This is a genomic window from Amycolatopsis sp. NBC_01488 (assembly GCF_036227105.1).
GTDB lineage: Bacteria > Actinomycetota > Actinomycetes > Mycobacteriales > Pseudonocardiaceae > Amycolatopsis.
This window is the reverse complement of sequence record NZ_CP109434.1, coordinates 3,603,641-3,622,311: the sequence shown is the minus strand read 5'-3', so window position 1 is coordinate 3,622,311 and position 18,671 is coordinate 3,603,641. Positions and strand designations below refer to the sequence as shown.

Below are 18,671 nucleotides of genomic sequence, written 5' to 3'. Positions count from 1 at the left end.
TCCCTATTCCGTCTTCACGCGCGTGAAGACGGAATCACCGGACGCCGCGGCCCAGCTCGCCGAACGCCTCCCGCGCCCGCTCCAGGCAGCCCGGCATCCGCTCCGCCGCCCGGCCCCAGTCGCGCTTCGCGCGCAGGTACTCCTCCCGCGCCTCGCCGCTCCAGCCGGCCAGCCCCGGCTCCACAGTGGACTCCAGCTCGGCGAGCAGGTCGCCCAGCTCGCCGGTGATCTCCCCCATCCGGTCCAGCACCAGATCGGCGAAGCCGAAGTAGACCTCGTGCCGCGTCATGACCGCCGCTGCCGGGGCACGCGGCCGCCGGTCGTCTCGAGCAGCCGGACCAGCCGCGAAAGGATCACGTCGAACTCCTGCTCCCAGTCGCTCATCGCCTGGCCGAAGCGCACCGACGCCTCGCCGCGCCACGACGCCTGCACCATCGCCATGTCGCTGTTGACGTCGCGCAGGTGCGAGCCGGCCGCGTCGAGGGCGTACGCGATGCGGGCGGCGGCCTGCTTCATGTCGTCCGTCGGCTCGGCTGTGGCCATTTTCGGGCTCCTCGAGGTCTCGGCGACCCGAGCGTCGCGCACGCCGCGGCGCGGCGGAACCCCGCCCGTGTGCCGTTGCCCGAATGTCCGCCATCCTTGCCTGCCGGTTCACGGCGGCCGCGTATGCTCACGTCAGGCATCCGGCGCGTGACGGTTCGTCAGCTCGTCAGCGCACGAAGGGAGACCGATGTCGGCTGCGGACGGCTCCGCACCGAGACTCCAGCTCCTGGGCCCGGTGAAGGCGTGGCGGGGCGAAACGGAGCTCGACCTCGGCTCCGCGCACCGTCGGACGGTTCTCGCGGCCCTCGCGATGAACCCGAACCGCACGGTTTCGCGCGAGGAGCTGATCGACGCCGTCTGGGGCGAGGCGCCGCCGCAGAGCGCGCAGGGCTCCATCTACACCTACGTCTCCGGCCTGCGCCGCGTGCTCGAACCCGGCCGCGCCAAGGGCGAGGGCCCGCAGCTGCTCGCGTCGATCGGGTCCGGCTACTCGCTCCGCCTGGACGCCGCCGCGATCGACGTCCACCGCTTCGAGACCCTGCGGGAACTGGCCCAGCGCAAGCAGTCGGCCGGCGATGCGCGCGGGGCGCGCGAAGTCCTCGACGAAGCCCTCGACCTCTGGCACGGCGTCCCGCTGTCGGGCCTGCCCGGGCCGTTCGCGGCCGCCCAGCGCGCGCGGCTGGCCGAGGTGCGGCTGGCGACGATCGAGCGGCGCGCCGAGCTCGTCCTCGAATCGGGCGGGCACGCCGAGCTCATCGCCGAGCTGACCGCGCTGACCCGCGAACACCCGTTCCGCGAGACGCTGCGCGGCCTGCTCATGCGTGCCCTCGCCCGCTCCGACCGGCGGACCGAGGCGGTCGCGGTCTACGCCGACGTCCGCGACCGGCTCGTCGAGTCGTCGGGCACCGAGCCGGGGCCGGCCCTGCGGCGGCTCCACGACGAGCTGGTGGCGAAGCCGGCCCCGAAACCGCCGCCTGCCGTGCGCGTGCCGCGGTCGCCCGTCACGTCGATGCCGGAGCGGGCCGACGTCTTCGTCGGCCGGGACGCCGAGCTGGCCCGGCTGCGCGAAGCCGTCGCCGAGCTGGGTGCGGGCACCGGGCATTCGCTGTGGCTCGAAGGCGAACCGGGCAGTGGCCGGACGGCGCTGCTGGCCGAGCTGCTCGCCATGGCCCAGGACTTCCGGCCCGCGTTCGCCGCGGCCGACGCGCTGGACCAGCGGTTCGCCCTGCGGCCGCTGCTCGACGCGCTGGGCGTGCACCCGCGCGCCACCGACGAGCGCCGCGCGAACCTGGCCGCCCGGCTCGCCGAGCGGTCCGGTGAAGACCCGGTCGACGGCCTGCTCGGGCTGGTCCGCGAGCTGTGCGTGGAGGCGCCGCTGGTGCTCGCGGTCGACGACCTGCACTGGGCCGACGACACGACGTTGCGCGTCTGGCGGTACCTCAGCCGGGAGACGCGGGAGCTGCCGCTGCTGCTGGTCGGCGCATGCCGGCCGGTGCCACGACCGGCCGCACTCGACGAGCTGAGAGCCGAGCTCGACAACGATGTCACCACCGTGCTCGCGCTGCCGCCGCTGGCCGAGGCCGAGACGCATGAGCTGGCCACCGAACTGGCGGGCGCGCCACCCGGGCCCGGGCTGCGGACGCTGGTCTCCTACGGGTCCGGGAACCCGCGCTACGTCAAGGAAATCGTCGAAACGTTGCTGGCGCACTCGATGATCGTGCTCGACGGCGTCCACGCGCACCTGGACGGCAACTCGTGCCAGACCATCCCGGCGCCGCTGGGGTCGCGGATCACGCTGTACCTGAGCTTCCTCTCCAGCGGCACCCGCGACACGCTGCGCTGGGCCGCGCTGCTCGGCCGGGAGTTCTCGCTGTCGGACATCGCCGTCGCCACCGAGCGGCCGCCGACGGCGCTGGTCGGCGCGGTCGACGAGGCGATCACGTCCGGGGTGCTCGTCGAGTCGGGCGACCGGCTGGCGTTCCGGCACCCGCTGGTGCGCCGGGTGCTCTACGAAAAGACGCCCGCGGCGATGCGGGTGGCACTGCACCGGCAGCTGGCCGAGGCGTTCGCCGCCGCGCGCGCCCCCGCCGACCGCGTCGCCGAGCAGCTCGCGGCCGCGCCCGCGCAGGTCGACCCGTGGGTGACGACGTGGCTGCTGGACAACATCGGCGCGGTCGCCACCGAGACCCCGCGCGTCGCCGTCGACCTGCTGCGCCACGCCATCACCCAGGGCGCACTGCCGCCGGACGCGCGGGAGACGCTGACCGCGACGCTCGCGCGGCTGCTGTTCTGGCTCGGCCGGGAGCCCGAAGCGGAGGCGCGGTCGGTCGTCGCGCGGACGTCCGACAGCAGGCGTGCCGCCGAGATGCGCTGGATCCTGGCCTACGTCTACTACCGGCGCGGCGACTTCGCCGAGGCGACGGCCGAGCTGAAGCGGACGCTCGACGACAGCGACGTCCCGGAGATGTGGCGCGGGCGGCACGAGTCGCTGCTGGCCACGCTGGAGCGGCTCGGCGAGAAGACGGTACTGGCGCCGGCCGGGCTGCACCCGCTGGACGACGCGGCGCTGTCCGTGCCGACCCTCGACAGCCTCGACGAGGCCGCCGAGCCGCTGGCAGCCGCCCGGCGGATCGCCGCGACGCGCGCGGTGCCGGGTGAGATGCACCTGGCCGGCGCGGTGCACTACTACTGGCTGGGCCGCTGGTCCGCGGCGCTGGCCGAGCTGGACGCGGTGATCCGCGACGGCGCGGAGACGGCGTCGTACGTCCTGCGCAGCCCGGGTTCGGCGCTGCTGGTGCACGGCGTCGGCGCGCTGATCGCCGGGCACCGCGGCCAGCGCGTGCTGGCCGGGACGCACCTCGACGCGGCGGGCCGCCGCCAGTGGCCGCCGGGCCTCGAGCCCGACGGTGGCGACTTCCTGCTGGCGGCCCGCGCCCTGCTGGCCGAGCAGGACGGCCGTCCCGAGGCGGCGCTGACGGCGTTGCTCCCGCTGCTGGAGGACCACCACCCGCCCGCGGCCCGCCACCAGTGGCTGCCGGACCTGGTGCGGCTCAGCCTGCTGCTCGACGCGCCCGATCGCGCCGAGCAGGCGCTGCGCCTGCTCGCCCCGGACGGCGAGGTCCCGCCAGCCCACGCGGCGGCGGCCGCCCACTGCCGCGGGCTGGTGACCGGCGATCCGGAGCCGGTGCTGACGGCGGTTTCGCACTACCGCGCGGCGGGCCGGCTGCTGAAGCAGGCCAAGGCGACCGAGGACGCGGCGATCCTGCTGGCGGAGTCGGGCCGGCTGGACGACGCGCGCACGACGTTCCGCGCGGCGCTGACGGCGTACACGGGAATGGGCGCGGTGTGGGACGTGCGGCGCGCCGAGAGCCGGATGCAGCCGTTCGGGATCCGACGGGCGAACTCGATACGCACCCGGGCAAGCGCCGGAGAATGAGACCACCAGCCACCTCCCACCCCGCCGCGGCAACCGCACCACGGACCGGGCGCGCCGGCGTCGGCACTTACTCGCCCCGTCGCCGGGCAACCCGATCCGGGCTTGCCACGTCAGTAAGCTCGCCGGAGTAGTCGGCAGCGAAGATGTCCGCCGGGGTCCTGGGGGCCCGCCCCCGGCGGGTTCGTCCCCCGAGGGAACGGCAGGGACATGCGAGGGGAAGCGGACACCGGTCTGCGAGTGGGCTTGCTGGGACCTCTGCGTGCCTGGCGCGGGGCGGCCGAGATCGGCCTGGGTCCCGCACGTCAGCGTGCGATCTTCGCCGTGCTCGCGGTCAACGCCGGGCGGGCGGTCCCGCGCGCCGAGCTGATCGCGGGGGTCTGGGGCGATGCCGCGCCCGCGAGCGTCGAGGGCAGCGTCCACACCTACGTCTCGGGGCTGCGGCGGGCGCTCGAACCCGACCGGTCGCGGTGGTCGGCCGCCAGCGTCCTCGTGTCGGACCCCGCCGGGTACTCGCTGCTGCTCGACGAGGACGCGCTCGACGCCGCCGTCTTCGAACGCCACCGGGAAACCGCGCAGCGGCACCTCGACCGCGGTGATCCGCGGGCGGCCGTCGCCGAGCTCGACGCGGCCCTCGCGCTGTGGCAAGGGGAAGCCCTTTCCGGGGTGCCCGGCGGATTCGCCGAGCGGCACCGCGAATACCTCGCCGAGCTGCGGCTGAACACCCTCGAACGGCGTGCCCAGGCGCTGCTGGCCCTCGGCGGGCACCTCGACCTCGCGCCGGAGCTCGCCGTGCTGGCCGGTGAGCACCCGCTGCGGGAGTCCCTGCGCGAGTCGCTCATGCTCGCCCTCTACCGCAGCGGCCGGCCCGCCGACGCCCTCGACGTCTTCCGCGACGCCCGCGCCACCCTGGTCGGCGAGCTGGGCGTCGAGCCCGGCCCGGCACTGCAGCGCCTCCACCAGCAGGTCCTCGCCCAGGACGCCGCACTAGACGCGCCCGCGTCACCTGTGGAGGTCACCGGGCACCGGCTGTTCGGCCGGGAAGCCGAGACGGCCCGGCTCGCCGAGCTCGTCGCCGACGTCCGGGCCGGGCGGGGCCGGGCCGTGTGGATCGAGGGCGAGGCGGGGATCGGCAAGTCCGAGCTGCTCACCAGCACCCTGCCGGACGGCCCCGGCTTCCAGCGGCTCTGGGCCGCGGCCGACGAGCTGAGCAGGCGCTTCCCGCTGCAGGTCATGCTGGAATGCCTGGCGATCGACGCGCATTCGGCCGACCCGCGGCGCGCGAAGGTCGCCAAGGAACTGGCCGGCGAAGGCCCGGTCCGCCGCGGTCTGGGGCCGGCCGACCCGGTGCTCGGCGCCGTCGACCGCCTGCTGGCCCTGGTCGACGAGCTGTGCGCGCACTCGCCGCAGGTGCTGGTGGTCGACGACCTGCAGTGGGCGGACGAGGCGTCCGTGCTGGTCTGGCACCGCCTCTGCGCGGCGACCCGGCAGCTGCCCCTGCTCCTGGTGGCCGCGACCCGGCCCGCGCCGGACCGCACCGAACTGGCCCAGCTGCGCCGCGGTGTCCAGGCGCGCGACGGCGTCGTGCTCGACCTCGCGCCGTTGACCGGCGAGGACGTCGGACGGCTGATCGAAGACCAGATCGGCGCCGCGCCCGGGCCGGGGCTGCGCGAGCTGGCCGCTCGTGGTGCCGGGAACCCGTTGTACGTCAAGGAAATGGTCGACGTCCTGCTGCGCGCGGGCGCGGTCGAGGTGTCCGGCGGCGAGGCCGACGTCGACGATCCGGCCGAGTTCGAAGCGCCGAGTTCGCTGGTCGCCGCGGTCGACCGCCGGCTCGACTTCCTGCCCGCGCGGACGCAGGAAGTGCTGCGCTGGGGCGCGCTGCTGGGCATGGAGTTCGCCGTCGGGGACATCGCCGCGGTGCTGGGCACGCGGCCGTCGGACCTGCTGGAGCCGCTCGAAGAGGCCGTCGCCGCGAACGTCCTCATCGACACCGGGACGCAGCTCGCGTTCCGGCATCCGTTGCTGCGCCAGGCCCTCTACGACCGGCTGCTGGCGGGAACGCGGGCGGCGCTGCACCGGCAGGCCGCGGAAGCGCTCGCCGGGATCGGCGCCCCGGTGAAGCGCGTCGCCGAGCAGCTGGTCGCCGCACCGGCCACTGTGGACGACTGGGTGCTGGACTGGCTCGCCGCGCACCACGCGGCCGTGTCCAACCGGGCGCCGCTGATCGCCGTCGAGCTGCTGGAACGCGCATTGGCCGCCGGTGGCGGGCCGCGTCGCGAAGTCCTGCTCGTGGCCCTGGTCAAGGTGCTGTTCCGGCTGGAACGCAACCCGGAATCCCTGGCGCAGCAAGCCTTCGACGCGGCCACCGAGCCGGACGCCACCGAAGAGATGCGGCACATCATCGCGGCGTTGAAGCACCGGCGGGGCGACACCGAAGGGGCGGTCGCGATCCTCGCCGCGTCGGCCGACGACCCGGCCGTGCCGGAGCTGTGGCGCGTCAAGCACCGGCAGCTGCTGGCGAACTTCCGCCGCGGCGATCTGTCCGATTTGGACACCGCGGAAAAGGCCGCGTACGAGACCAAGTCGTTCGCCGGCGGCGACCGGTACCTGACGGCCCACGCGCTGCAGTCGTTGTGGCTGGTCGATTCCGTGCGCCGCGAGCACGACTCGGCGCTCGTGCACATCGACGCGGCGATCGAGGCCGTCGGCGACGAGCACGAACTCGCCGACCTGCACGTCGACCTGCTCGACAACCGCGTCTTCACCCTCCAGAACCTCGACCGGCTGGCCGAGGCGGACGCGGCGCTGCGCGCGGCGGGCGACATCGCGGCGCGGCACGCGATGCCGGTGGGCCTGCAGGTGTCGGTCGCGGTCCACCGGTACTGGGAAGGCCGCTGGGACGAGGCCCTGGTCGAGCTGGACACGGTCACCGAGGACGGCCCGGCGATCACGTTCTACGGCCTGCGCGAGCCCGGCCCGGCGGCGCTGCTGCTGCACGGCGTCGCGGCGCTGATCGCGGGCCGCCGCGACGACCGCGCGCAGGCGGCGGCTCACCTCGACGCGGCCGAGGAGTACGCCCCGGCGACCGGCGCCGAGCGCGAGAGCTTCGACTTCCTGCTGGTCGCGGACGCCCTCGCGGCCGAGCAGCGCGGCGACCGGGCCCGCGCGATGGCCGTCCTCGAGCCGATCCTGAACCCGACGTACGCGCAGATGATGCTGCGCCACCAGTGGCTCCCGACGTTCGTCCGGCTGGCGATGGAGCAGGACGACGTCGTCCGCGCTCGCCGCGCGCTCGAGGTCTGCGAGGAGGAGGCGGCGAAGGAGCGACGTCCGGCGCGGGCGCACGCGGCGGTGTCGTGGTGCCGCGGCCTGATCGAGGAGGACCCGGCGCCGCTGCTCGCGACGGCGGAGCACTTCCGCGCGGTCGGCCGCCGCCCGGAGCTGGCTTCGGTGCTGGAGGACGCGGCGGAGCTGCTGGCCCGCGAAGGGCGTCTCGACGCGGCGCACGCGGCGTTCGAGGAGGCGGCGGAGATCTACACGGCGCTGGGCGCGCGCTGGGACCTGCGCCGGGCGGAGACGCGGTTGCGGCGGCTGGGTGTCCGACGCGGGGCGCTGTTCTCCTCGATCCGGCCGGGCCACGGCTGGGAGTCGCTGACACCGATCGAGGTCAAGATCGCGAGCCTGGTCGCGGAGGGCCGGTCGAACCCGGACATCGCGGCGGAGCTGTCCCTGCCGCGGCGGACGGTCCAGGCGCACGTGACGAGGTTGCTGGGCAAGCTGGACACCCCGTCCCGCTCGGGCGTCGCCGACGCCTTCCGCCGCCGCTCCTGAGGCCGTGTCGCCAATCACGCGTGATCAGGACGTCGACACGCGTGATTCGGAGGTCGACACGGCTACTCCGTCAGGGCGTTGGCTTTCGCGACGCGGCCCAGGAACCGGCCCGAGTCCTTGACCGTCCGGACCTGCGTCTCGAAGTCGACGTGCACCAGGCCGAAGCGCTGCGAGTACCCCATCGCCCACTCGAAGTTGTCCAGCAGCGACCACGCGAAGTACCCGCGCACGTCCGCGCCCAGGCGGATCGCGTCGTGCACCGCGCGCAGGTGCTCCAGGAAGTAGTTCACCCGGGCCGCGTCGTGCACCCGACCCGACACCGGCTTGTCCACAAAGGACGCGCCGTTCTCCGCCACCACCAAGGGCAGGCCGGACCGCGACGCGAGCCAGCCGAGCAGCGACGTGAAGGCCGCGGGCGCCTGCTCCCAGCCGAACGCCGTCAGCGGACCGGCAGCCGGCAGCACGTCCAGCCCCCGCAACCCCGGCAGCGGGCAGTTGCCGTGCACCAGAGGATCGTCGAGGGGCGTCACCCGCGCGGGCGCGTAGTAGTTCACGCCCAGCCAGTCGATCGGCGCCGCGATGGTGTCCGTGTCGCCGTCGCGAATCGACGCCGCGAACCGGCCGCCGTGATGGAGAACGTCCGCCATGACGTCGTCCGGGTACCCGCGGCCCAGCACCGGGTCCAGGAAGAAGCGGTTGTGGATCCCGTCGAACTTCCGCGCCGCATCGAGGTGCGCCGGTGACGAGCCGTCCGGGATGGCGGGCGCGAAGTTCAACGCCAGCGAGAACTCCTGCCCCGGCCGCGCCGCCGAGGTCAGCGCCCGCGTCGCCAGCCCGTGCCCCAGCAGCAGGTGGTGCGCCGCGACCAGCGCCGTGTCGTAGTCCCGGACGCCCGGTGCGTGCACCCCGCTGCCGTACCCCAGGAACGCAGCGCAGAACGGCTCGTTGACCGTCGTCCACTGGTTCACGCGGTCGCCCAGCGCGTCGTGGACCACCGCGGCGTACTCGGCGAACCGGTGGGCCGTGTCCCGTGAAGGCCAGCCGCCCGCGTCTTCCAGCGCCTGCGGCAGGTCCCAGTGGTACAGCGTCAGCACCGGCACGACGTCGCGGCGCAGCAGCTCGTCCACCAGCCGGTCGTAGAACGCCAGCCCGGCGGGCGAGGTCGTCCGCCCGTCCGGCATGACCCGCGGCCAGGCCACCGAAAACCGGTACGCGCCCAGCCCCACGTCCGCCAGCAACCCGATGTCTTCGGGAAACCGGTGGTAGTGGTCGCAGGCGACCTCGCCCGACGCACCGTCGAGGACGGCACCCGGCCGAGCCGCGAAAGTGTCCCAGATGGACGGTCCGCGGCCGCCCTCGGACACCGCGCCTTCGATCTGGTACGACGCGGTCGCCGCGCCCCACAGGAACCCCGGCGGGAAGGAAAGCTCGGTCATACTGGCGCCCCTTTCAGGATCCCCCGGACGATGTGGCGGCCCAGCAGCAGGAACAGCGCGATCACGGGCAGCACGCCCACGGTCGCGCCGGTGAGCATGAGCGCGTAGTCGGTGTAGTAGCCGCTGGCCAGCTGCGACAGCGCGACCTGCACGGTCGGCGTCTCGTTGGGGTCGAGTACCACCAGCGGCCAGAAGTAGTCGTTCCACGCGGCCAAGAACGTCAGCATCGCGAGCACCGCGGCCGCCGGGCGCAGCGCGGGAACCGCCACGTGCCAGTAGGTGCGCAGGACCGAGCAGCCGTCGACGGTCGCCGCGTCGACCAGCTCGGCGCTGATCGCGTTCTCGCACGCCTGCCGCATCCAGAACACGCTGAAGGCGCTGAGCAGCCCCGGCACGATCACCGCTTCGAGCCGCCCGTACCAGCCGAGCTCGCCGATCACCAGGTACAGCGGGATGACGCCGAGCTGCGCCGGCACCATCGCCGAGCCGACGACCAGCAGGAACAGCGTGTTGCGGCCGCGGAACCGCAGCCGCGCGAAGGCGAACCCGGCGAGGCTCGCGAGCACGACGTTGGACACCATGACCGTGCTCGAAACGATCAGCGAGTTGCCCAGCGCCAGCCAGAAGTCGACGGTGTCGAAGACCCGCCGCACGTTCTCGACGAGGTGGCCGCCCGGCAGCAGGAGCGGTGACGTCTCGCCGATCGCCGCATTGTCCCTTGTGGACACCACGAACGACCAGTACAACGGGAAGATCGACGCGCCGAGCACGCCGACCAGCACCACGTAGACCCAGCCGCCGGGCCGTCTCACGCCGACCTCACGAACCGGCGCACCAGCCGGTAGTTGACCAGCGCGAACCCCGCGCAGATCACGAACATCACCCAGGTCAGCGCGGCCGCGTACCCGGCGTCGAGGTGCGTGAAGCCCTTCTCGTACAGGTACATCGTGAGCGTCTGGAACTGGCGGTCGTTGCCGCCGGTGCCGCCCGACCCGCCGGCGTCGAACAGCTGCGGCTCGGCGAACAGCTGCAGGCCGTTGACCGTGCCCGCGATGGCCGTGAAGGCCAGCGCGGGCCGGATGCCCGGCACCGTGATCGACCAGAACGTCCGCCACCGCGACGCGCCGTCCAAGGCCGCGGCTTCGTAGAGGTCTCCGGGAACCGCCTGCATCGCGGCCAGGTAGATCAGCGCGTTGTAGCCGGTCCAGCGCCAGAGCACCATCGACGCCACCGCCACGTGCGACGTCCAGGTCGACGCCTGCCAGTTGACCGGCGCGACGCCGAACCAGCTCAAGCCTTCGTTGACCACGCCGTAGTCCCGGCTGAACAGCTGCCCGAACACGAGCCCGACCGCGACGACGGACACGACGTTCGGCAGCAGAATCCCGGTGCGCCACCAGGTCGCGCCCCGCAGCGGGCGGTCGAGCAGCGCCGCGATGCCCAGCGCCAGCAGGAACTCCGGGACCGCGGCGAGCAGGAAGATGCCGACGGTGTTGGCGAGCGCGTTGGAGAAGTTCGGGTCCGCGAGCAGCTCGCCGTAGTTCGCCAGGCCGAGGTGGCCCTGGTCGCCCTCCAGCAGGTTCCAGTCGTGCAGCGACACCCACGCCGTGTAGAGCAGCGGGAAGGCGCCGAAGACAGCGAACAGGCCGAAGAACGGCGCGACGAACAGCAGCGGCGTGGCCTTGCGGTCGAAACGGGCGAGCCGGTGGTGCACGCGGGCTACTTCAGGGCGGCTTGCGCCTGCTGGACGGCTTCCGCCCAGGCCTGGTCGACGCCGTCGGTCTTGTCCTCGATCCGCCCGAGCGCCCGGCCGAACTCGGGCCGGACGTCGGCGTCGCGCAGGCCGCGGTAGTTGGGCCGCAGCCGGTCGCCGACGCGGCGAAGATCCGGCCGATCGGCGCGTCCCCGAAGTACGGGTCGGTGTGCGCCAAGACCTGCGGGTCCGTGTAGACGGACGGTTCGCTCGGCAGGATGCCGTCGGAGAGGAAGAGCTTCTTCTGCTGCTCCGGCGCGGTCAGCCATTTCGCGAGCTCGTACGCCTCCTTCGGGTGCGCGCTCTGCTTCGGCACGGTCAGGAACGAGCCGCCCTGGTTGCCGCTCTTGCCGGGGACGGTCGTGACGTCCCACTTGCCCTTGCCCGCGTCGCCGCCGGCTTCCTTGATCTGGCTGAGCATCCACGCCGGGCAGGCGACGGTCGCGAAGGACCCCTGCTTGATCGCGACGTTCCAGGCCTGCGTGAACGTCGTCGCGGCTGCTGTCTCGCCCTTCGCGGCCATGCCGCCGGAGAGGGAGAAGGCGGTGCGGACGCTCGGGTTGCGGTCGGCGATGAACGAGTCGTCCTTCGCCGAGAAGTAGTTCTCGGGCGACTGGTTGAGCATCGCCGTGTAGACGGTCCCGGCGGAGTCGGCGAACTTCACGTTCGGCGTCTTGTCCGTGAACCGCTGGGCCGTCGCGGCGTAGGCGTCCCAGTCCGGCATCAGCTCCGCGACCTCGTCACGGTCGGTCGGCAGGCCCGCGGCCTGGAACAGGTCACGCCGGTAGCAGAGCGCGAGGCTGCCCATGTCGGTGCCGAGGCCGAGGACGAACGCGCCGTCGGTGCCCTGCGCCCACTTCCACGGCGCCCACTGCTTTTCGAGGTCCCGCGCGCCGAAGGAGGCGAGGTCGACGAACTTGTCCTTCGCCTTCCGGTACTGCGGGATGTACTGCTCTTCGATCGCGACGACGTCGGCCGCGCCGTGGCCGGTCGCGAGCTGCGTCGCGAGGCCCTTGTGGTGGGTGTCGAAGTCGGTGACGCGGTTCTGCACCTGGATGTCCGGGTGCAGCTTCTGGTATTCGGCGATCAGGGGCGCGTAGCCGAATTCGCCGAACGTGGCGATGGTGAGCTTCGTCGGGCCACCGGCGTCACTCGGGCTGCAGGCGGCGAGCGGGATCAACGCGGCGACCGCGACGGCGGTCCGGCGGACGATCGTGCGCAACGGGCTTCCTCAGATCACACCGGCCCGCACGGCGTAGGCGACCGCGTGCGGCCGGTTGCGCAGGTTGAGCCGGTTGGTCATGGCGTAGATGACGTTCTTCACAGTCCGCTCCGAGTAGCAGAGCTTGCCCGCGATCTCCGCAGTGTCCCAGCCTTCGGCCATCAGGCGAAGCACATCCACCTCGCGCGGCGTCAGCGCGGCGGCGCTGCCCGCGCGGGCCAGGGCCTCGACCTGGTCGCGCAGCGGCGCGGTGCGCCCGCGCGCGGCAGCCAGCACGCTGTCGGTGAGGCGGTCGAGCGCGGTCCGCGGCAGCACGGCGGAGACGTGGCAGTCGGCGAGCAGGCTCAGGTGCGCGGGGTCGACGTTCCCGGCGACCAGCACGATCGCGGCGGGCGACTCGGCGGCGGCGGCCCGCAGCGCGGCGATCGCCTCACGGTCGACCTGCCCGACGGCGAACACGAGCACCGCCGCCTCGCCGCGCCGGGCGCGCGGGACGACGAGCAGCTCCGGCCGGGTCTTCAGGTGGTTGGTCAGCCCCGTGAGCGCGATCGGGTCCGACGCCCACGCCGCCACTCGCACCTGGTCCATCGAGCCCTCCCCACTGTCCGTGTCCTGGTGGCGCCAGTCTGCTGAGACCGCCTTCACGAATTCTCTAACCAAGGTCGGCTCGTTCTTCACATCGTGAAGCCGGGCCGTCGACTACGGTCGTGGGGCAAACCGACGAGTGAAGGGACCGATGAACCGCCGACGTCTGGCCGCCGTGGGGGTGGCGCTGTGCCTGAGTTCGCTGGTCACCGGCTGCGGATCGGAGCCCGTCACCGGGCTGGCCATCCCGCGATCGCCGGTTCCGACACCGCCTTCATCGTCTTCACCGCCTTCACCGGCTTCACGGACCGCCACCCCGGCGCCGACGTCGAAACTGGCGCGGCCCGGTGACTGCGCGTCGCTGGTCGACGGCCTCGACGTCCGCCGCCAGGTCGCGCAGCTGGTCGTCGTGGGCGTGTCCGGCGACAACCCCGGCGCCGCGGTGTCCCTGGTGCGCGACAACCAGGTCGGCGGGATCTTCGTCGGCGGTAACGCAACAGCGTTGTTGAAAGATCGTTCCCTGGACGCCGTCCAGGCCGCGGCCCAGCTCCCGGTGGCCGTCTCGGTCGACGAAGAGGGCGGCCGCGTCCAGCGCATCGACGACCTCGACGGCGCCATCCCGTCGGCCCGCGTGCTGGCCGCGACGAAGTCCCCCGCCGAGGTCCGCGCGCTGGCCGCCGACCGCGGCCGGCAGTTGCGCGCCCGCGGCGTGACGGTCGACTACGCGCCGGACACCGACGTCACGGACGCCCCGGACGACGACGTCATCGGCGACCGCTCGTTCAGCCCCGACCCGGTGCGCGTGAAGACGTACGCCACGGCGTTCGCGGCGGGCCTGCGCGACGGCGGCGTCCAGCCCGTGCTGAAGCACTTCCCCGGCCACGGCCACGGCTCGGGCGACTCGCACCTGGGCACGGTCGTGACGCCGCCGCTGGCGCAGCTGCGCGCGGTGGACCTGGTGCCCTACCGCGCTCTCGCGGACTACGGGCCGGTCGCGATCATGGTCGGCCACCTCGACGTCCCCGGCCTGACGAACGGCGTCCCGGCTTCGGTCTCGCCGGCCGCCTACCAGCTGCTGCGCACCGAATTCGGGTTCACCGGCGTGGTCGTGACCGACGACCTCGGCGCGATGAAGGCGATCACGGCGCAGTACCCGCTGCCGGACGCGGTGCTGAAGGCACTGCAGGCCGGCGCGGACGAGGCGCTGTGGTCGTCCGGCGGCCACGTCGACGAGGTGCTGAACCGGCTGACGCAGGCCGTCCAGTCCGGCGAGCTGCCGAAGGCGCGGGTGCAGGAGTCGGTGACGCGCGTGCTGCGCGCGAAAGGCGTCTGCGGCTGATTCCGGGTGCTGTCGGCCGGCGGGCGGGCCGACCTGGACCGGATCGGCACCGCGTGATCGCTACGCTGAGCGTCCGAGCAGGCACGAGAGCGGAGGAACCGTGGCGGACTGGGGCGATCTGGTCGCGTACATCAGGCAGGCGTACCGGGTGGTGCGCGACGAGCCCGACGAGATCCGCATCCGGCTGATCTTCGGCGACGACCCCGACACCGAGCAGCGGGCCCAGGTCGTGGTGATCGCCCGCGAGATCCTCGACCAGCGCGAGGACTGGGTCCAGATCGCGACGCCGTTCGCCCGCCACGACGAGGTCGACCTCCTCGACGTGCTGACCGAGGTCGGCAACTCGACCGTCGTGGGCGGCCTCGCGGTGATGGGCGACCACCTCGTGCTGCGGCACTCGCTGCCGCTGATCAACCTCGACATCAACGAGTTCGTCGACCCCCTCGAGCTGGTGGCGGGCGCGGCCGAGCTGCTGGAGCAGCAGTTCACCGGCCGCGACGACTACTGAGTCGTCACCGGCGCTCCCGAAAGCCGCTGAGTGGCATCACCGCGACGGCAGCGGCCACGGTCAGCCCGGCGGCGACGCCGAAGGCCGCGGTCGCCGTCCCGGTGCTCAGGTAGAGGCCGCCGAGCAGGGCGACACCGAGCGTGCCGCCGAGTTGCTGCACGGCGTTGAGCAGCCCGGCGGCCGAGCCCGTCTCGTGCGGCCGGACGCGGTGCAGCGCGGCGGTGAAGAACGGGACCGTGAACGTCCCCATCCCGAGGCCGCACAACCCCAGCGCGGGCGTCACCCCGGCGGCGACGGCGAGAATCCCGGTCAGCAGCAAGGCCAGTCCCGCGAACATCACGCGCGGGCCGTACCTCGGCACCAGCCGGGATCCGGCGAACCACGACGACACCGCGAGCCCGGCCGAGAGCGGCAGCAGCGTCAGGCCCGCGGTGCGGACGTCGACGCCTTCGCCGAGCTGCAGCCGCATCGGGACGAGGAGCATCAGGCCGGTCATCACCGCGAAGAACAGCAGCGACCCGGCGAGCGCGGCCGGGAACCCGCGGTCGGCGAACAGGCTCGGCTCGACCAGCGGCGCGGCCGCGCGGCGCTGCTGGACCCCGAAGCCGACGAGCAGCACGGCACCGACCGCGAGCAGCGGCCACGACGTCCCGCCCGGGCTGATCAGCGGGTAGACGAGCAGCCCGGCGCCCGCGACGACGAGGGCCGTGCCGACGACGTCGAGCTTCGGGCGCGTCGCGGCCTTGTCCTCGCGCAGGAACCGCGCGGCGAGCAGGACCGCGAGGCCGAGCGGGACGTTCACCAGGAACACCGCCCGCCACGAGAAAGCCTGCGTCAGGACGCCGCCGAGCAGCGGGCCGGTGACCGCGGACAGGCCCATCACCGGACCGATGGTGCCGAGCGCCTTCGCGAGTTCGTCGCCGTCGAAGAGCGCGCGGATGAGGCCGATGGTCTGCGGGATGACCAGCGCCGCCGCCGCGCCCTGCACCGCGCGGGCCCCGATCAGCAGGCCGGCGTCCGGTGCGGCGGCGCAGGCCAGCGACGCGAGCACGAAGGCCGTCACGCCGATCTTGAACGCCCTGGCCCGGCCGAACACGTCCCCGAGCCGGCCGCCGGTGATCAGGAGGGCCGCGAACGGCAGCGTGTAGGCCGCGCTGAACCACGGGATTTCGGCGGCCGGCCCCGGCAGGCCGTCGTGGATCACTGGGCCCGCGACCTGGACGATCGTGGCGTCGAGCAGGTTCATGGCCTCGGCGGTGAGCAGGACGGCCAGTGCGGGCCATCGGTAGCGCGTCATGGTCGGCAAGAGGTGCCCCTTTCGGTCGGCACCGACCTTGACCCGCGTCCGGTCGCAGGTTCCACTTTTCGCGGTGGTCTGGCTGATTTCTGCCACGCCGTGCGCTTTGATGAAGGATATGACCGCACTCGACGACGTCGACCGCGCGCTGATCCACGCGCTGCACCTCGACGGCCGGGCTCCGTTCACGAAGATCGGGGACGTCCTCGGCGTCTCGACGCAGACGGTCGTGCGGCGCTATCGCCGGCTACGCGCCGAAGCGTCGCTTCGCGTCGTCGGCCTGCCGGACCCGCAACGCGCCGGGCAGGCCGAGTGGATGGTCCGGCTGACCGCGACCCCGAACACCGCGCGCGACGTCGCGCTCGCCCTGGCCCGGCGCGCCGACACCGCGTGGGTCAAGCTGGTGTCGGGCGGCACCGAGATCTGCGTGAACGTGTCCATGCCGGCCGCGAGCGACCATTCGCTGCTGCTGCGGGACATCCCGCGCTCCGCGAGCATCACGGCGGTGTCGGCGCACCAGCTGCTGCACCGCTACTTCGGCGGCCCGACGGCGTGGCTCGGCCGGGCCCAGTCCCTCGACCCGGCCCAGGTCGCCGCGTTGACCCCCGCTCGCACCGGCGACGGCAAGCCGTTGACCGGCGACGACGACGCACTGATGACCGCGTTGCAGCGGGACGGGCGGGCGAGCCTGGCCGAGCTGGCCACGGCCACCGGCTGGTCCGCGGCCACCGTCGCGCGCCGGCTGGCCGATCTGCAGGCCGGCGGCACGGTGTTCTTCGACCTCGAAGTCGACCCGGGTGCGCTGGGTGCGACGACGCACGCGCTGCTCTGGATGTCGGTCGCCCCGGCCCACCTCGACGACGTGGCCCGGCAGCTGGCCACCCACCCGGAGCTGGCGCTCGTCGCGGCGACGACCGGGCCGGCCAACCTGGTCGCGCACGCGCTCTGCCCGGACGCGGCGGCGCTGCACCACTACCTGACCCGCCGGCTCGGGGCGCTCGACGCCATCCACACCCTGGAGACGGCGCCGGTCCTCCGGACGGTCAAGGCGGCCGCCACCCGCTGAAGCGCGCTTTCCCGGGAAAGTGCGGGTCAGCGCGCCTGCGGGATCCGCATCTTCGCGACCGGCGACAACTCCAGGATCCGCTGCAGCCGGGCCCGGCCCAGCCGGTGGAGCATCTCCCCGAGCTCCTCCGGCGCGATGCTGCTTTCGAGGTCCAGCCGCGTCGCCTTGACGACGCGGTCGATCTCCCCCGCCGGGAGCCGTCCCGCGAACTCCCCGGCCAGCCACACCCCGACTTCTTCGACGACGTCGTCCGCCAGGTGGCTCCGTACGGTCATCGCTCTCGCTCTCCTCGTTCCGGATCGCCTTCGCCCAGGTCGAGGCCGGAAAATTCCGGCCTGACGCAGGTCGGACGAACCCGCTCCCGAGCCATGACGCCGAATCGCGGAAATTTCCCGCACAAAAGCTTTCCGTGTCCGGACCGGTGAGTACCGTGACGATCTTTTGTCACTCACATGGGCTGTTCGCCGCCCTGAGTTGTCGGCCGATCGGGTGGAAAACGGGGGAACGTCCCCGGTGCCGCGTCCGCGTCAGGACTCTGGAGACGTCCGGTAGTGCGGGCGTTCCCTTGCGGGACGCGGAAACGGAGACGCGATCCATGGCCCGGTACGACCGGACCGACCTCGGGGCGTACAGCCTGGGGTTGCTCGACGCCGTCGAAACGGCACGGGTCGAGCGGCACCTTTCGGCGTGCCCGGACTGCCGCCAGGAGGTCCGGGAGTTCGAGGCCGTCCGCTCGATGCTCGACCACCTGGGTCCTCTGGAGTCCACTTAGGACGATGCGCGGAAACTGTCGGTGCCCGCCGATACCGTCCGCGCCATGACCGACTTCCTGACCACCACCCGCCACACCTACTCGATCGTCGCCGAGAGCTACGACGCGTTCGCGCCCCCGATCGCCGAGGACGTCCAGGACCGCGCGCTGCTCACGGCGTTCGCCGACCTCGTCCGCGGCGACGGCCCGGTGGCCGACCTCGGCTGCGGAACGGGCCGGGTGACGGCGTACCTGGCTTCGGCGGGCCTCGACGTCGCCGGGATCGACCTGTCGCCGGAGATGCTGGCCGTCGCCCGCCGCGACCACCCGGAGCTGCGGTTCTCCCAGGGATCGCTGCTGGAGCTGGACCTGCCGGACGGCGGTCTCGCGGGCGCGGTGGCCTGGTACTCGATCATCCACACCCCGCCGGCCCGGCTGCCCGAGGTGGCCGCGGAGCTGTTCCGGGTACTGCGCCCGGGAGGCCATCTCCAGCTCGCCTTCCACGTCGGCGACCGGCGGCACCACAAGACCGAGGGGTACGGCTGTGCCGGGTTCTCGCTGGACATCTACTGGCTGCCGGTGGAGCGGGTGTGCGAGCTGGTGACGACCGCGGGGTTCGAGGTCCTGACACAGGTGCTACGCGATCCGGCGGCGCGGGTGCCGCAGGGGCGGGTGCTGGCGCGGAAGCCGCCCGGAGAGCCTGCGGCCGGCTGACCCCGGCGCCGAAGGTTCGCGCGGGTTCGACGCCCTGGACCCCGCATTCCAGGGCGCGGCCGGATGCCGTGCATGAATCATGCAGGTCGTTAGCCAAGGCGAAGGAGTTGTGTACGGTATCTCAGCACGGTTCCCGCTCCGAACCCCCGGCTCGCCCAGGTGGTTCACCTCGGGAGTCGTTCGCGCACAC

At 73.1% G+C, this 18,671-nt stretch carries 15 protein-coding genes and 1 pseudogene; 7 read left to right on the top strand and 9 right to left on the bottom strand.

Features of this window, described 5'->3' with window-relative positions; all coding sequences use genetic code 11:
* Nucleotides 1-34 precede the first annotated feature (34 nt).
* Entirely contained in the window at nucleotides 35-289 is a 255-nt protein-coding gene (locus tag OG738_RS17585; RefSeq protein WP_329055227.1) for a WXG100 family type VII secretion target, read from the bottom strand.
* The gene (locus OG738_RS17580; protein WP_329055226.1) at nucleotides 286-543 is read right to left on the bottom strand and encodes a WXG100 family type VII secretion target; all 258 of its coding nucleotides are present in this window, start codon (nucleotides 541-543) and stop codon (nucleotides 286-288) included. Before OG738_RS17580 ends, OG738_RS17585 begins: the two co-directional genes overlap by 4 nt.
* A gap of 187 nt (nucleotides 544-730) precedes the next feature.
* Between OG738_RS17580 and OG738_RS17575 the strand changes: the two genes are divergently transcribed.
* Nucleotides 731-3,979, top strand: coding sequence for a BTAD domain-containing putative transcriptional regulator (locus tag OG738_RS17575; RefSeq protein WP_329055224.1), 3,249 nt, complete (start codon nucleotides 731-733; stop codon nucleotides 3,977-3,979).
* Between the two features lie 207 nt (nucleotides 3,980-4,186).
* On the top strand, nucleotides 4,187-7,810 hold the full coding sequence (locus tag OG738_RS17570; protein ID WP_329055223.1) for a BTAD domain-containing putative transcriptional regulator: 3,624 nt from the start codon (nucleotides 4,187-4,189) through the stop codon (nucleotides 7,808-7,810).
* A gap of 62 nt (nucleotides 7,811-7,872) precedes the next feature.
* Here OG738_RS17570 and OG738_RS17565 read toward each other — a convergent pair whose 3' ends face one another.
* The 5 genes and pseudogenes from OG738_RS17565 to OG738_RS17545 form a co-directional block, all read right to left on the bottom strand.
* On the bottom strand, nucleotides 7,873-9,246 hold the full coding sequence (locus OG738_RS17565) for a GH1 family beta-glucosidase (protein WP_329055222.1): 1,374 nt from the start codon (nucleotides 9,244-9,246) through the stop codon (nucleotides 7,873-7,875).
* The gene (locus tag OG738_RS17560; protein WP_329055221.1) at nucleotides 9,243-10,058 is read right to left on the bottom strand and encodes a carbohydrate ABC transporter permease; all 816 of its coding nucleotides are present in this window, start codon (nucleotides 10,056-10,058) and stop codon (nucleotides 9,243-9,245) included. Before OG738_RS17560 ends, OG738_RS17565 begins: the two co-directional genes overlap by 4 nt.
* Nucleotides 10,055-10,960: a carbohydrate ABC transporter permease gene (locus OG738_RS17555; RefSeq protein ID WP_329055220.1), complete on the bottom strand. Its 906-nt coding sequence runs from the start codon at nucleotides 10,958-10,960 to the stop codon at nucleotides 10,055-10,057. The genes OG738_RS17560 and OG738_RS17555 overlap by 4 nt, the downstream gene beginning before the upstream one ends.
* Nucleotides 10,961-10,965: 5 nt before the next feature.
* A pseudogene (locus OG738_RS17550) lies at nucleotides 10,966-12,221 on the bottom strand (ABC transporter substrate-binding protein).
* Nucleotides 12,222-12,230: 9 nt separating this feature from the next.
* On the bottom strand, nucleotides 12,231-12,809 hold the full coding sequence (locus tag OG738_RS17545; protein WP_329055219.1) for a helix-turn-helix transcriptional regulator: 579 nt from the start codon (nucleotides 12,807-12,809) through the stop codon (nucleotides 12,231-12,233).
* A 148-nt stretch (nucleotides 12,810-12,957) separates the two neighbouring features.
* Here OG738_RS17545 and OG738_RS17540 point away from each other — a divergent pair, with 148 nt between their 5' ends.
* Together OG738_RS17540 and OG738_RS17535 are read left to right on the top strand one after the other, a co-directional pair.
* Nucleotides 12,958-14,145 carry a glycoside hydrolase family 3 N-terminal domain-containing protein gene (locus tag OG738_RS17540; RefSeq protein ID WP_329055217.1) on the top strand — a complete coding sequence of 396 codons (1,188 nt, stop codon included), beginning with the start codon at nucleotides 12,958-12,960 and terminating at the stop codon, nucleotides 14,143-14,145.
* A gap of 100 nt (nucleotides 14,146-14,245) precedes the next feature.
* Nucleotides 14,246-14,653: a hypothetical protein gene (locus tag OG738_RS17535; protein ID WP_329055216.1), complete on the top strand. Its 408-nt coding sequence runs from the start codon at nucleotides 14,246-14,248 to the stop codon at nucleotides 14,651-14,653.
* A 4-nt stretch (nucleotides 14,654-14,657) separates the two neighbouring features.
* Here the strand turns inward: OG738_RS17535 and OG738_RS17530 are convergent, their stop codons facing one another.
* A complete protein-coding gene (locus OG738_RS17530; protein ID WP_442875905.1) occupies nucleotides 14,658-15,950 on the bottom strand; it encodes an MFS transporter in 1,293 nt (430 codons plus the stop codon).
* A 118-nt stretch (nucleotides 15,951-16,068) separates the two neighbouring features.
* Here OG738_RS17530 and OG738_RS17525 point away from each other — a divergent pair, with 118 nt between their 5' ends.
* Entirely contained in the window at nucleotides 16,069-17,016 is a 948-nt protein-coding gene (locus tag OG738_RS17525) for an Lrp/AsnC family transcriptional regulator (RefSeq protein WP_329055213.1), read from the top strand.
* Nucleotides 17,017-17,042: 26 nt separating this feature from the next.
* Here the strand turns inward: OG738_RS17525 and OG738_RS17520 are convergent, their stop codons facing one another.
* Nucleotides 17,043-17,291 (bottom strand): hypothetical protein, encoded by a 249-nt coding sequence (locus OG738_RS17520; RefSeq protein WP_329055211.1) that lies wholly within the window; start codon nucleotides 17,289-17,291, stop codon nucleotides 17,043-17,045.
* 320 nt (nucleotides 17,292-17,611) lie between these two features.
* Here OG738_RS17520 and OG738_RS17515 point away from each other — a divergent pair, with 320 nt between their 5' ends.
* The gene (locus OG738_RS17515; protein ID WP_329055210.1) at nucleotides 17,612-17,788 is read left to right on the top strand and encodes a zf-HC2 domain-containing protein; all 177 of its coding nucleotides are present in this window, start codon (nucleotides 17,612-17,614) and stop codon (nucleotides 17,786-17,788) included.
* A 45-nt stretch (nucleotides 17,789-17,833) separates the two neighbouring features.
* The gene (locus OG738_RS17510; RefSeq protein ID WP_329055209.1) at nucleotides 17,834-18,481 is read left to right on the top strand and encodes a class I SAM-dependent DNA methyltransferase; all 648 of its coding nucleotides are present in this window, start codon (nucleotides 17,834-17,836) and stop codon (nucleotides 18,479-18,481) included.
* Nucleotides 18,482-18,671 lie beyond the last annotated feature (190 nt).

Coding starts and splice junctions, on each gene's coding strand:
- OG738_RS17585 (WP_329055227.1), bottom strand. CDS start 289: ATGACGCGGCACGAGGTCTACTTCGGCTTCGCCGATCTGGTGCTGGAC.
- OG738_RS17540 (WP_329055217.1), top strand. CDS start 12,958: ATGAACCGCCGACGTCTGGCCGCCGTGGGGGTGGCGCTGTGCCTGAGT.
- OG738_RS17525 (WP_329055213.1), top strand. CDS start 16,069: ATGACCGCACTCGACGACGTCGACCGCGCGCTGATCCACGCGCTGCAC.
- OG738_RS17575 (WP_329055224.1), top strand. CDS start 731: ATGTCGGCTGCGGACGGCTCCGCACCGAGACTCCAGCTCCTGGGCCCG.
- OG738_RS17580 (WP_329055226.1), bottom strand. CDS start 543: ATGGCCACAGCCGAGCCGACGGACGACATGAAGCAGGCCGCCGCCCGC.
- OG738_RS17570 (WP_329055223.1), top strand. CDS start 4,187: ATGCGAGGGGAAGCGGACACCGGTCTGCGAGTGGGCTTGCTGGGACCT.
- OG738_RS17545 (WP_329055219.1), bottom strand. CDS start 12,809: ATGGACCAGGTGCGAGTGGCGGCGTGGGCGTCGGACCCGATCGCGCTC.
- OG738_RS17515 (WP_329055210.1), top strand. CDS start 17,612: ATGGCCCGGTACGACCGGACCGACCTCGGGGCGTACAGCCTGGGGTTG.
- OG738_RS17530 (WP_442875905.1), bottom strand. CDS start 15,950: ATGACGCGCTACCGATGGCCCGCACTGGCCGTCCTGCTCACCGCCGAG.
- OG738_RS17510 (WP_329055209.1), top strand. CDS start 17,834: ATGACCGACTTCCTGACCACCACCCGCCACACCTACTCGATCGTCGCC.
- OG738_RS17565 (WP_329055222.1), bottom strand. CDS start 9,246: ATGACCGAGCTTTCCTTCCCGCCGGGGTTCCTGTGGGGCGCGGCGACC.
- OG738_RS17520 (WP_329055211.1), bottom strand. CDS start 17,291: ATGACCGTACGGAGCCACCTGGCGGACGACGTCGTCGAAGAAGTCGGG.